Source organism: Bradyrhizobium sp. NBAIM03, from assembly GCF_020194055.1.
In the GTDB taxonomy this organism is placed as follows: Bacteria; Pseudomonadota; Alphaproteobacteria; order Rhizobiales; family Xanthobacteraceae; genus Bradyrhizobium; species Bradyrhizobium yuanmingense.
Map to the genome: position 1 here is coordinate 16,042 of NZ_JADYVS010000040.1, position 12,803 is coordinate 28,844.

General features: G+C 57.6%; 13 protein-coding genes and 1 pseudogene. 9 read left to right on the top strand and 5 right to left on the bottom strand.

The window, feature by feature from the left end:
- The first annotated feature begins 20 nt into the window (after nt 1-20).
- The 5 genes and pseudogenes from I6F21_RS34985 to I6F21_RS35005 all read left to right on the top strand — a co-directional run bounded on the left by I6F21_RS34985 (nt 21) and on the right by I6F21_RS35005 (nt 4,470).
- Nucleotides 21-797 carry an acetoacetate decarboxylase family protein gene (locus I6F21_RS34985; RefSeq protein WP_225184125.1) on the top strand — a complete coding sequence of 259 codons (777 nt, stop codon included), beginning with the start codon at nt 21-23 and terminating at the stop codon, nt 795-797.
- Nucleotides 798-1,005: 208 nt separating this feature from the next.
- Nucleotides 1,006-1,149: a hypothetical protein gene (locus tag I6F21_RS34990; RefSeq protein ID WP_225184126.1), complete on the top strand. Its 144-nt coding sequence runs from the start codon at nt 1,006-1,008 to the stop codon at nt 1,147-1,149.
- A gap of 38 nt (nt 1,150-1,187) precedes the next feature.
- Nucleotides 1,188-2,546, top strand: a pseudogene (locus tag I6F21_RS34995) (IS1182 family transposase).
- A 344-nt stretch (nt 2,547-2,890) separates the two neighbouring features.
- Nucleotides 2,891-3,178: a recombinase family protein gene (locus tag I6F21_RS35000; RefSeq protein ID WP_225184127.1), complete on the top strand. Its 288-nt coding sequence runs from the start codon at nt 2,891-2,893 to the stop codon at nt 3,176-3,178.
- Between the two features lie 128 nt (nt 3,179-3,306).
- The gene (locus I6F21_RS35005; RefSeq protein WP_225130560.1) at nt 3,307-4,470 is read left to right on the top strand and encodes a recombinase family protein; all 1,164 of its coding nucleotides are present in this window, start codon (nt 3,307-3,309) and stop codon (nt 4,468-4,470) included.
- Between the two features lie 371 nt (nt 4,471-4,841).
- Here I6F21_RS35005 and I6F21_RS35010 read toward each other — a convergent pair whose 3' ends face one another.
- Together I6F21_RS35010 and I6F21_RS35015 are read right to left on the bottom strand one after the other, a co-directional pair.
- Entirely contained in the window at nt 4,842-5,027 is a 186-nt protein-coding gene (locus I6F21_RS35010; protein ID WP_109141583.1) for a hypothetical protein, read from the bottom strand.
- A gap of 111 nt (nt 5,028-5,138) precedes the next feature.
- Complete coding sequence (locus tag I6F21_RS35015) at nt 5,139-5,363, bottom strand: hypothetical protein (RefSeq protein ID WP_109141584.1); 225 nt, start codon at nt 5,361-5,363, stop codon at nt 5,139-5,141.
- 885 nt (nt 5,364-6,248) lie between these two features.
- Between I6F21_RS35015 and I6F21_RS35020 the strand changes: the two genes are divergently transcribed.
- Both I6F21_RS35020 and I6F21_RS35025 read left to right on the top strand, forming a co-directional pair.
- Complete coding sequence (locus I6F21_RS35020) at nt 6,249-6,578, top strand: hypothetical protein (protein ID WP_109141585.1); 330 nt, start codon at nt 6,249-6,251, stop codon at nt 6,576-6,578.
- 76 nt (nt 6,579-6,654) lie between these two features.
- Nucleotides 6,655-6,933 carry a DUF2285 domain-containing protein gene (locus tag I6F21_RS35025; RefSeq protein ID WP_036046027.1) on the top strand — a complete coding sequence of 93 codons (279 nt, stop codon included), beginning with the start codon at nt 6,655-6,657 and terminating at the stop codon, nt 6,931-6,933.
- A gap of 333 nt (nt 6,934-7,266) precedes the next feature.
- On the opposite strand, the gene I6F21_RS35030 is transcribed toward I6F21_RS35025, so the two are convergent.
- Nucleotides 7,267-7,674 carry a hypothetical protein gene (locus I6F21_RS35030; RefSeq protein ID WP_146207640.1) on the bottom strand — a complete coding sequence of 136 codons (408 nt, stop codon included), beginning with the start codon at nt 7,672-7,674 and terminating at the stop codon, nt 7,267-7,269.
- Nucleotides 7,675-7,723: 49 nt separating this feature from the next.
- Here I6F21_RS35030 and I6F21_RS35035 point away from each other — a divergent pair, with 49 nt between their 5' ends.
- Nucleotides 7,724-7,948, top strand: a complete 225-nt coding sequence (locus I6F21_RS35035) for a hypothetical protein (protein ID WP_225184128.1) — start codon at nt 7,724-7,726, stop codon at nt 7,946-7,948.
- Nucleotides 7,949-9,008: 1,060 nt separating this feature from the next.
- Here the strand turns inward: I6F21_RS35035 and I6F21_RS35040 are convergent.
- Nucleotides 9,009-9,293, bottom strand: a complete 285-nt coding sequence (locus tag I6F21_RS35040; protein ID WP_225184129.1) for a hypothetical protein — start codon at nt 9,291-9,293, stop codon at nt 9,009-9,011.
- Nucleotides 9,294-10,457: 1,164 nt separating this feature from the next.
- Between I6F21_RS35040 and I6F21_RS35045 the strand changes: the two genes are divergently transcribed.
- Entirely contained in the window at nt 10,458-10,736 is a 279-nt protein-coding gene (locus I6F21_RS35045; protein ID WP_109141590.1) for a helix-turn-helix transcriptional regulator, read from the top strand.
- 443 nt (nt 10,737-11,179) lie between these two features.
- On the opposite strand, the gene I6F21_RS35050 is transcribed toward I6F21_RS35045, so the two are convergent.
- Nucleotides 11,180-12,763 carry a GMC family oxidoreductase N-terminal domain-containing protein gene (locus I6F21_RS35050; RefSeq protein WP_225184130.1) on the bottom strand — a complete coding sequence of 528 codons (1,584 nt, stop codon included), beginning with the start codon at nt 12,761-12,763 and terminating at the stop codon, nt 11,180-11,182.
- Between the last annotated feature and the right edge of the window lie 40 nt (nt 12,764-12,803).

Here is a 12,803-nt window from a genome sequence, read left to right on the forward strand (position 1 = left end):
CTGAGATCAAGGAGGATGCGATGCCCGACGTCAAAGGCATTCCGCTTGATGCGCCTCTTTACCATGGGGGCAAAAATCGTGGCAGTGCGTTTCTCGGCTGCCAAGCCATAAACCTTATGTTCAGCGTGGGGCACGAGGCGAATTGTTTATTGCCGAAGGAGCTAGCACCTGCAGCAAACCCTGCAATCGCCATTGTGGGAGTCGCGAGCTATCGCTCAAGCACTGTCGGGCCATACTTGGAGTGCTATTCAGGAATTCAAGTTCGTGATCCCGACGGTGAGACTGGCTACTACATCCCTTACATTTACGTGACGGTAAATGATGCAGCTCTCGCCTCGGGACGAGAGGTTCTTGGTGCTCCAAAAAAGCTGGCGCACATTAGACTGATCAGAGAAGGCGGTCTAATTCAGGGTACGCTCGAGCGTCCGAAAGGCAAGCGCCTGCTGACCCTTACCGCTCAACCAGACGAGCGCATGAGCTCGGATTCGCGGCAGATGTATTCTCCGCGGACGAATTTCTACTCGGTTCGGCAGCTGCCGCCCATCATTGAGTCCGGGAAGGGAGAGGTCACGCAACTCGTCAAATGGTGTACGGACCGAACGTTGCGACGCGACGAGCGTGGCGAAGAAGTTCTATTTACTGGACCAACCTCCCTAACTTACGACTCCCCCTCGATTATCGATCCCGTGCACAACTTGACAGTTGGCCAAGCCCTGCTCGGCACATACGAGGAGTATGACGCAAGGCTCAAGGCCATTGATATCCTTTCCGAGGAATCAAACCCGGTAAACAGATGATCGACGAGCTTGAAGAATTCATCCAATCCTAAATTGCTGCCAGGGCTGTCGGCTTGCCAGCTGACGGCCGTATGTGGGGTTCACCTCCTCCCGGCGACTCATTTTGGAAGATGGTCGACAAGGCCGGCTTCAAGACCCACGTCTACAACAAGAATAGCGGCAATAAGGAGAAGAAGGCCGACGTGGCGATCGCCACAGCCATGATGGATTGGCGTTCAACATCATCGACAAGGACAACGACCATATCCTGCTGGTTGCCTCGTCAGAAGCAGACGAAAGAGCTGCGCCGGGACATGTCGGCTACGGGCCGATTTTGTTGCAGAACTACCTTGAGGATCGGTGCGAACCGTGATTCCGTCGAAGTGAAGCGGCTATCGACGGAGAGATTCGATGATGGGGCGGCGCAACGGCGAGCAGGCTCATCTGTTCTATGCGTTCGACCTCGAGGCCGTAGTGCCGGACGACCATCAGGTTCGGCAAATTGCGGCAGTTCTCGATCTGTCGTGGGTGCGCGTCGAGCTTGCGCCGCATTACTCCAACACTGGCCGACCATCGGTCGATCCGGAGCTGATGATCCGGATGCTCATCCTTGGCTACGTATTCGCGATCCGCTCGGAGCGCGCACTATGCCGCGAGGTTCAGCTCAATCTCGCCTATCGCTGGTTCTGCGGCCTTGGCATAGAAGACAGGATCCCGGATCACTCGGCATTCACGCGCGCCCGCAACGAGAGATTTCGCGATCATGATGTCTTTCGTCACGTCTTCGAGCGCGTCGTCGCTTTGTGCATCAAGGCTGGCCTTGTCGGCGGCAATGGTTTCGCCGTCGATGCCAGCTTGATCGCGGCGGACGCCAATAAGTGCCGCTCGACGCCGGGCGATAAATGGCGCCACGACATCGACCCGATGGGGGCTAGGCGCGCCGTTCAGGACTATCTCGCCAATCTCGACGATCCAGCATGAGGTCGTGCCACCGACGTCGTGCCGAAGTTTGTCGCGCCGTCCGACCCAGCCGCGCAGTGGACTGGCGCACTGCGCAACGCCGCGTTCTTCGCCCACGCCGACAATTACCTCATCGACATCAAGTTCGGTATTATCATGGATGTCGAAGCGTCCCGGGCGATCCGCCAATCCGAGGTTGGCGCATCCCAAACGATGATCGAAAGGACTGAGAAGACGTTCGGCATCAAACCCGACTGGCTCGTCGCGGATACGGCCTACGGGCGGCCCAAAATCTCCACTTCCTGGTCGATGTGAAGGGGATCGCGCCCCACATCCCGGTGATCGACAAGTCACAGCGCGACGACGGCACGTTCAGCCGCGACGATTTCATCTATGACGAGACGCGCGATCAATATGTCTGCCGCAGCGGCAAGATCCTGCCGCGCACGCGGACCACGCGGAGATGACGCTATCTCGTATTTCTCGCGCGTCGCCGATTGCCGCGACTGCCCGCTCAAATCCAAGTGCTGTCCAAACTCGCCGAGCCGGAAGATCACACGCCACGTGCACGAGGCAGCGCGCGATGTCGCCCGGGCTATCGCCAAGACACCTGCCTACGATCAGACCCGACGAGATCGTAAGAAGGTTCGGATGCTGTTTGCGCACCTCAAGCGGATCCTGCGGTTCGACCGCCTAAGACTGCGTGGACCGGCCGGCGCGCGGTTCGAATTTACGCTTGCAGCAATAGCTCAGAACCTTCGTCGCTTTGCCAAGCTGGCGCTCCATCCACCCAACACGGCCGAACTATGAGTTGCGTAAGTGCGTCCGTCGCGTTGTTGCGTCAGGCATCAGTGCCCGGCCGTCTCCGCAGCCCATGCCGGGCAGGCGGCCAAGAGATCGCGAGCCCAAATTTTCAGATCTCAGCCCCGGCTGAGAGCGTCGATCCTACCGACTTCTGCAACAAAATCGGCCCAAAAGCGCAAACCCGCATTTCTCTGCAGCTCGCTTCGCCCGCCGCAACGTGCTTTCAAGAAAAACGACATAGCAGTTGACTCTTTCTGAATACACTTTCCGATGGCGCGGACTTGATGATGCGCCTAAATGGTTTGCGATGCGCAATACGGCGCGGCGCGATATCGCCGCGGGGAGGCAACATGGGCAACGCCCTTGTTGTACACGCGAAACGCCTGCCTCAGTCGCAAAAAGCGCTACGGGCGGCGCAGTATGTCCGCATGTCGACGGATTATCAGCAATCCTCGATTGAGAATCAGGCAGTGGTCATCGCGACCTATGCCGAACTTCACAAGCTAACCATCGTCCGCACCTATCGTGACGAGGGAGAAAGCGGCCTCAAAATCGAAAACCGGGGGGGCCTTACCGAACTGGTTGAAGACGTGCAACCGGACGCGCTGACTTCGCTCATCTGCTTGTCTTCGACGTGAGCCGGTGGGGACGCTTTCAGGACGTTGACGAGAGCGCGCACTACGAGTTCATCTGCCGCAAGTCGGGCGTCAAGGTTGCTTGTTGCGCGGAACAATTCGACAATGACGGAAGCGTTCTCGCCAGCATCATGAAGAATATTAAGAGAGTGATGGCGGCTGAGTTCAGTCGGGAACTCTCCGCCAAAGTTTTCGCAGGGTTAGTCCGACTGACGCATCGCGTCTTCAAAATGGGCGGCCCTACGGCTTACGCGTTGCAACGATGTCTCGTCGACGATCAATGCAGGCCGAAGGGCATTTTAACGATCGGCCAGCGCAAATCTTTGCTTACCGACCATGTCAAGCTCATCCCCGGCGCGCCCGATCAAGTCGAGATCGTGAATTGGATTCTCCACGAATATCTCCGTCACAAATCGCAGGCCACCATTGCCCGAGAGCTCAACCAGCGAGGGATCTTGAATAGCCAGGGAAGACCGTGGCTTGGAAAGGCTGTCGGTGACCTCCTCCGGAACCACGCTTATATCGGCGTTCTGACCTACAATCGCAAAAGCAGGAAACTTGGCGCCAAGGTCACGCGCAACCCAAGGGAGCTCTGGATCAGAAAAGAGAATGCCATCCAACCTATCGTCCATCGCGACGCATTCCGGCGCGCGCAAAAGATTATGCGTGAGGGGCGCGTCAGCATTCCCGAAGAGGAAATGTTGCTTCGGCTTCGTAAGGTCCTGATGAAGAAAGGCAGGCTTAGTAAGACGATCGTCAAGTCAAGTCCAGGCCTGCCGTCCATGTCCTCGTATCTTTTGCACTTCGGCGCGCTGCGGAACATCTATCGTCTCATCGGGTACAACGGCAATCAAGGATGGTTTGACAAATACGCCGCGCACCAACGATGGGCCGCCCTTCAGCTTAGCAATGCTGCTCGCCTTCGAGACGCTTTTAAGAGACTTGGTCGCCGTGCCACCCTCAATGCTTCGACTGAATGTCTTCGAATCGATAATGCCGTGAATGTCGTCTTTCGGGTCGCGAGATGCCGCAACTATGAAAACCGGCCCTTGCGCTGGACGCTGCAATACCGCGTGAGGTGGCCGAAGGGATGGGTTGTCGCGGTTCGGCTGGACGAGAAGAACGAAGCGATCTTCGACTATGTCTTGATGCCCTCGGCGTGGCTCACCTTCAGTCGAAGCATGTTCTGGTTCTCCAAGGAAGTCTATAAGGGCCACACCATAAACCGATTTGACACGTTTGAAGCGCTGTCACGCTTCCTCATCGAATGCATCGGCAAGGAAAAGCCCTCGTGAGTCTAACACCGCAGATGAAGAAGCCGTTGAAGGCGGCAACTCGCCACGCGACATCGCAGCTGCCTTGAACAAGATAGGCGTACCCGGGCCACGTGGCGGGGCCTGAAACGACTCGACCATTGACCGTAGCCGCAAGCGCTTGAACGGCATCCTTCAGAATGAGCTGTACGCCGGGCCCATCATCTGGAACCGCCAAAGGTTCATCAAAGACCCGGAGACCGGCAAGCGCATCAGCCGCGAAAACCCGCGCGAGCAGATGACTGCTAAGGCAAAAGATCTGCACGCGCACTGTGATAACCGGACACGGTGCCGCGCGAAGCGATTCAAGCCACGGTTCCAAAGGGCATCGAGGAGAACGCGGTCTGCTGAGATCACGCGTCGGTTTCTTCAAGCTCGGCAACACGCTTGCGCAGCGCGGCGACTTGGTGACGCAGCATGCATATCTCGTCGCCAGCCCAATAGACGCCGCGCTGGGCGATTTCCTTGCGAACGTCGTCCGCTTCCGCGATCTCGCGGCGGATGACGCTGTCGAAGGCTTCGATGATCAGGTCTCGCACGGGTTATTACCACCTTTTAGAAGCGTGCCGGGGCCATCAGATGCCGGCTTTTGCCGGCCGCGTTGCTCAAATGCGTAGAGCGCTCCCTACGGAGCGCTCTACGATCGTCAGTTACGCCTTCGGCAAACTGCCGGCGCGCAAGATGGCTTCGCATCTTGCTCGGACGCTTTGATGCTCGGTGCGCATGTGCATCGAGTAGTTTTCCTCAAGCCCAAGGAAGAGGTCTTCAACCGCTCCGGAGCCGCGTGCATTTTCGAGATCCTTTTCGACCCGTGCCAAAATCTTCAACTCTTTGGCGCAAGCTCTGTCTGCCTTCTGTTTTGTTACCGCTTTCACTGTGGTTTTCTCCGTCGATCTTTCTGAGGTCGAGATAGTCGTCCGGAGCCAGAAATAAGCAACGACAGGCGCTCCCTCGCGCCGTTAGGCTTGCGTCACTGGACATACGCGCGAGGACTCAGGACTCTGGGGAAAACGATTACGCCTGCCGTACGAGGTTTTCTGGACCTCATTGCGACGATAGGAAATGCGGTTCGGCCACGTCAACGTTTACGTTGTATTGTTTTGTATAACACGTATTGAGCCATTAATTATATCGACGCGCAAAGGTGCACCGTGTTTGAATCGCGCGATGAAGCGCAGATCAAACCGAACTCGCAGATGTGGACGGAGAGAGAAGCTGCTCAACTGCTGCGTTGCTCGACGAGCCACGTGAGACATCTGCGGCTCACTCGTCAGCTCGGGTGTTATCCAGGCCGCCCCGGCCTCTCACAAGCCGATCTGGAAGTATACGTCGCGGCAGTGAAGATCATCAGAGTTCGAATGCCCGGAACAGCCAAGGGGTACGCCGTCGTACCGTCGCTTCGGCAAGGTGGCGGACCCACGCGATACGGTCGCCTTCCATTCGATCCATCGACACCCACCTTTAACAGTTTAGTCCGGAGGGCCGCGGCTTCCGGATCGGCGCTTGGACGTTCTGCGGTATGCTTCATGCGACGGTTAGCCAGGTGGGCAGTTTACTCGACGGCCGTCGCGCGACCGCCAGCGCCTCCCAGGCGGCCTGGACGCCGGCGCGGGCCGCGTCGAATATCTCGGCAGTGCCGCTCCAGCGATCCTCCTCTGGCGAGCTGCTAGGCGACGATTGGCCCGGGCCGAGGAATAGTGATTGTGGACCCCGGGCAAAGCCTGTAGCGCCATGGTAGCGAGGCGGCTACGTTGGGACGCATGACGGGCGGGCGCGTACAACAGGAACTGATTGGCTGCTCCGACTGCGGCGGCAATGTCTCATTTTCGGCCGTCGCCTGCCCGCACTGCGGCTCGCGTGAGCCAGCCGGTCCTTATGTGCAAAGCTCCAAAGAGCAACGCCTGCACCGGATCGAAGAGCTGAACGATCGGACACTGATCGGCATGATTGTCTTGTGTACAGGTATCGGCTTCTTCTACGGCGCGGTGATGATCGGTCCCGGTGGCGCCGCCGGCTATGGCCTAGTCGGCGCTATCATCGGCGCACCGGCCGGTTTCATCATCAATGTCAGCCGCCGGCTGTTTGGGTGATCCTGCACCGGTCACGCCGCCGACACAAACACCGGGAAATATCCCGGTGTCACAACCAATGATCGCGGGGAAGCCAATGCCGCCTCTCCTCAATCCAGTTCTCGCCAATCTAGCGCCCTCTGGGTCCGACCTTACCGTGTACGATGAAGAGCACATGACCACGTATTGGCGCCTGCTCGACGCCAATGCCGAGGGCGCTGACTGGCGCGAGGTATCGCGGATCGTCCTTGGTATCGACCCAGACCGCGAGCCCAAGCGGGCCCGGCAGGCATTTGAAACCCATCTTGAGCGCGCGCTCTGGATGGCCAACAGCGGATACCGTCAACTGCGAGGCGGGCCTTCGAAGGCTCCGTAACGGCAGAGAGCGCGGACAGTCTCTCGAGCAAAACGGCCGGCGGAGCTCATCCACCGCCGGCCATCTTACGCTGCCTTGGGCTGGGGGGCTGATTAGGCAGCGATAACCGTGGCCGCAAGCCTGCCGAACGGCGGTTAATAACCCACTAACCGATTCGGGCGGGCTCCGGATCATTCAAAGGCCGGAAATGGGCGGACTTGCGTCTTCAGGCGAGCCCCAGCGCAGCATGGACCTGGGGCGGCCAAAATGTTCGGATGGGGACGATCAAAGAAGTCGGTTCTAGCCTCTGCCGAAAAGGCTATAGGCGATCTCTTCGAACCTCTGACGCTCCTGTCAGCCCTCGACAGGCTGCTTCCGCTGTACCTCAAGGAAACCGATGAAGGCCGGTTGGTTTACCCTGACTGCAAGCGTGGACTGGGCGACACCGACGGGAATGTGCGTGCCATCTGGGAGCACACGCGGCTCGAAGCCTGCCGCTACGTGATGATGGTGCCGCGGCGCTACGTAGATCTTTTGGTCAGCGCCGTCCGCTAGGCCGAAATGATGGATGCCTTTCTCAGGCAGGCTCCGCACGAAGAAACCGTCGCCGACTTCAAGGGCGTTCCTGTTGTCGATTATCCAGTTGCGATCATGGCGGGCCTGAATCGGCTCGATCATTGCGCCTTCATCGGCGGCGTCGACCCTGACAAGTTCAGCCGAACGAGACGAGACTTTCGACGGCTCGTGGTGCTCGCGCAGCAATGGTGGCTGCTGCTATGAGATGCTTGCGAACTGTCAGGTCCCGCCGCTGATGTTCTATCTCATGTGGCAGAGCTATACGCGCTTGGCCAAGGAGATCGCGATTGCGGCGATATACGGCTCCTCGCTCGATCGCGCCATCGAGCTCGACCGGCAGCATCTTCAAACGACACTCGGTTCGCAGCCCGACAAAATGCAAGCTGCGCTCTCTGCTCTGAGCGAAACCGCAGCCAGATTAAAAGACGCTTCTGATCCAGACGATTTGGGCCGTCGATAATAGCGCCGCGGCTCGGGCGCTTAGGTCAAGGGCGAAAACGAGCTCGACTGGGCAGTCAAATCTTTGCGAAAGGCTGGTCGAAGAAGAGCGGAACGTCCTGAAGATCTTCGGCCCGTTCCACCGCAAGCCTCGAATAGTACACGTCGACGAACCCGCTGGATCGAAGTTCTGAGATGAATTGGCGAGGCGAATAGCCGCACCGTGCCTGTCGAGGAGGCGGTGCAGGCGTGATCGGCAAGCCCTTAGTCGCGCTTCAGCTACCAGATATGCCCCATCGCCAGGCGAGGACGTCGCCTTGGGCTTCACGCTTTCAATTGAGGGGACGGCGATATCGATGATCCCTCTGTTTCCTTGGAAGCTTGCAGTTTACGTCGTGGTGCGTCGCTCACGGTTCTTCTTTTTCTCAATAGCGGACGGTTTCAGAACAAGCTCTTGGGCTGGAAGGCCAAGTACGAAAAGGCCCGCTAAGTTTGCTCTGGGATTACTTGCGGCTTTGCCGCATATGTGGCCTCGGGCTTGGTGGGTGAGCCACTCCTTCGATCGGCTTCTCGCCTACGGCGGCCTTCGCCGCCGGTAATCTCCAATTTATCGAAACCACGAATTGCTTGGCAGGAGGAGGTTAGCGTCCGCGACAGCTATTTTGAGATCCCGCACTCGTGCTTGGCGACCCAAGTCCTTGGTGTCGGCAGCGAGCTCATCAAGCTGCGCAAATGTTCGCTTAAAGCTTCCTGCGGCCTTCTCCCAATGCGACTGGTCATCGGTTGCCAAGGCCGTCCATACATGCATCCGAGCTTCCAATACGCGCTTTTCGATGCGCTCGTCTTACCACGTGATCTTTTTGGCGGACCACGGTCGCCAACGATCCGCTCGCGCTTCGGGAGGCATGGATCGAGTAGCCGCCAATTGCTGCGGTCATCAGAAGGAGCAATCCGAAAACCAACCATCAGCCGACCGGCGATTTTGGCATTTGCAAGCACTTGCTATGGCTTTCTGCTAGTGGAAGGTTGCCTTGCTTAGAATGCTCGCGTGCAGCGACCTGATCGCCCGGTGAAAACGTCAGCTATAGACAGGACGATTTCAGTTTGGCGAGTTCGAGGTTGCGCTCAATCAGATCGAGACTGGTTTCAAGGTTGGCCCCAGCTGAAGCGTCGCCAATCTTTTGTATGGCGGCTCGTATCTGACGATGAGTCTGCTCCAGCGTGGCGATGGCATGATCAATCGTGAGTTTGGCGTTCGCTTGAATGGATTTAAGCCGTGGATTTGGATTTGCACATCGACCGGAATCACACGCCATCGGGAATGGCACTACCGGCGTGTCCAAGGACGGTCGTTTCTGCTGCTTCAAGAGTGGCCCGCACCGGCGCGCTCGGTCGACGAAACTCCACAACATTGGGCATTTCGAACCTCGATCAAAGCGCATCCAAAATCACGCGCGCGCAGTCATGCTGATAGATCCGCGCGCGAATGGAATTACATGCGCAGCAACGCTTGTTGGTTCGGGTTGTAAGGCTGGCCCAGTTAATAAACTTCTTTAAATGCAGGTCGTCCGCTTTGCCCGCAACAAACGATCGACGGCATACATCCTGTAACATTTGCGAGATGCAACTTGAAGCACGAAGCTGAATTCCAGCGCCCGGCCATCGAGCCGTGCAGAAAATTTTCAAGGAAGGCGGCATAAACGCACCGAGAAAGCAATACATGATCTCGCGTACACACTACTTGGTTTCGAGCGTCTGATCCGGCCGCAAAACGATCGCACAAAAAAGTTCGTTGCCGACAGGCCGTCGACGAAGGCTGTACGTCAACCGACACATTCAGGTTCGAAGTCGGCGACCACTTTCGAAGCAGCCCGCGGGCCCGGCAGTGGATGTTATCGCGTACGTGCTCATCACTTTCTCACTTTCGATAGAGCGGTGCAGACACTTGGAGAGAGCAAATCGCCCAATTGAAGTCGCAAACGGAGTCCGCGAAAGAAGTCCCGTGTGCAAGCTTCGCACTGCTGCGGGTCCTCTTCCAGCCCGCGCGACTAAGGCGGGCCGTTCGGCGATCGCACGAGAGGATTTTATGCGCATGTAGCGCCTTGCAAGAGCATGATGTTCTGCCGAGCCGGCTGATGGGTGACATCACCGATACAGAAAATGGCACTAGGCAAAGCAGCCCAATCGGCCAAGAATGGCCAGTCCAGGTAACCCCAACCGAGGTTAGCCAATGCAGAAGCCAACACGCGGTCCCCACGTCGACGACATTGCGCCGTCAGGTGCGCTGCTTACCCACCCGCCCTTCCATCTTCGTGAGGCTGAGCGAGCTGAACTCGGCATTCTCTTAGCCACGGCCTGACAGGAAGCGACGGCGCCTATCGGCGGAAGGCGCCGATCGTGTTGCGCAGCCCGGGGGGCCGCAGGCCTCGGAACATCGCACTTCTCCTTGTGCGGCGAGAACACGGACTTTCATCTAAATGGTAGGCGATAGCCAGTGTTTTAATCGATCGAGGAATGGCAAGCTTCGAGACATGAAGCCTCGTGCGCTACTGGCCTGGAACGTCCGTCGGATCCGCATCAAACGTGGTATGTCGCAGGAACGATTGGCTCGCACGGCGGGGATCGATCGTTCCTACTTGGCCGGTCTTGAGCGCCAATCGAAAAGTCCGACGATTGATGTTCTCGATCGAATTTCCGAAGCGCTCGGCGTTCATCCGTCCGATCTCTTTGTTGAGCCGTCGAGCTGTGCGAGCATTCTCAAGATTTCGCCCCGGCCTAAGCGGCCGCGTCTGCTTCGCAACAACGGGTAGCCATTCATACGCGACGGGAGAGCAACACAGCCATCTCGATAACGCGACGCCGGTCGGCAGGATTATGCAGCGCTCAGAATGTTTTCCCATGAGGCACGTCTCTTCGAAGGCATAGCGCGAAGCCATAATGACTGCACGATACGCTTTGGTATCTAATCCCGACAGGTTCTTTGGCCGAATCGACGCAAGCCGCTCGCTCGCTACCGCGCCCTGGAGGCCGCGCCTCGCGAGCGGCCTGCTCAGACTCGCGGCAGCTGATTCAGGAGATAGTGCGCGGCACAATTACGATAATACGCACATTGTCATCTGAGCCAAGGTCATACGATTTCTCGAAGTGAGCACGACAGATATCGAATGCATGCGTGCCTATTCCATCCTTCCAATCCTGGCACCGCAGAAGCGCGCCACGGACTCTCTCCAATTTGGATTTACGGAACAACGACTTACAGATGGATGAGATCTGCTGCCCTCTCTCCGATCATAATAGACGTGGCGTTGGTATTCCCCGCGATATGACGAGGAAAGATGGAGGCGTCCGCAACCCACAAATTCTCAGTTCCTCTCACTCTGAGAGAAGGCGTGAGAACCGCACGATCGTCTGTTCCCATGCGGCAAGTTCCGACGGGATGAAAGAAGGGGACAGTCGCTTTCCGAATATACGCTTCATCTGCCTGCCGCCCGGCCCCTGGTACGGGTGCGTCCCTGAACTTGACGACATGAGAGCCGAACGGGGGCTTAGAGCAGATCTTCCGGACCCAATCCAATCCCCGCATAACTCCCTCAAAATCATCAGGATGTTCAAGCAAGCGCGGAAAGATGGCGATTGGAGCGAGAGGATCGTTCGATCTTAGTTCGAGATGCCCCGTGCTTTTCGGATAATTGACGTTCACCAGGATGGTCACCAGGTTAGCTCTCGGGGTTTTCAGTCTTCCATTCTCCTTGGTGAGGCCGAACGGGAAGAGGTGAAATTGCAGATCCGGCTCAGCAAGCTCAGGCGTCGATCTGAGAAAGGCGAGGACTTGCGCCGTGGGCACGCTCATGAACCCCGACCGTTTGAAGACCCACTCCGCCAAGGCGAGTGTTCCCCTTACGGGATGCGACAGTGCATTCGCGGTCTCTACATCGAGTTCGGCAAGGACATACAGGCCCGGGTGCTCCATCAAATTCCGTCCAACCTCAGGACTTTCCACACGGGGAATAATGCCATGTTTTGTGAGATGACGGGGATCACCGACACCGGAAAGCATCAACAAGTGCGGGGAATTGATGGAGCCGGCCGAAAGAATGACACCCTTTCTTGCGATGAAATCGACGTTTTGTCCGTGATGCGTGGCGGCAACACCCCTCGCGCGCGTCTTGTCAAACAGAATGTGGCGAACGATGGTATCATCCAAGAACTTCAGATCAGTTGCTGACAGCTTTGGCCTTATGAAAGCCTCGAAGGCCGAAAGCCGACGCCCGTCGCGCGTCGATCCTTGGTTCCAGGCAACTCCCTCGTGCGAGGCACCATTCAAATCCTCATTGAAGGGAATGCCAGCGGCTTGAACGCTGTCGATAAACTTCTGTGAAATGGGGTGACGCCAACGTAAAGCTGAGACCCGTTGAGGTCCGAGCCCTCCGCGAAATTGATTGTCTCTGTCCTCATCCGCCGTCTCCATTTTTCGGAAGTACGGCAACACGTCCTTCCATCCCCATCCTCTGTTGCCCAGCGCCTCCCAAGCGTCATAGTCCCGCGCGGCCCCGCGGATGAAGATCATCCCATTTATGGCAGATGAACCTCCCGGCACCTTGCCACGAGGCCAGTCCTCGACCACGCCGCCCCTGCTCGGATCTGGCTCCGTCTTGTAAGCCCAGTCGTACCGTCTATTCCCGATCGTATAGACGAGGGCACCCGGAACATGAGACAGATTGAGACGCTCCTTCTTCCCGGCTTCCAGCAACAGGACCGATTGTTTTCGCTCAACCAATCGCGCCGCCAGAGGACATCCCGCACTTCCGGATCCTACGACAATGTAGTCAAACTCCATGCTGTTCACTCTCCGAATAGGAGCGCCATTGGATGGCCGC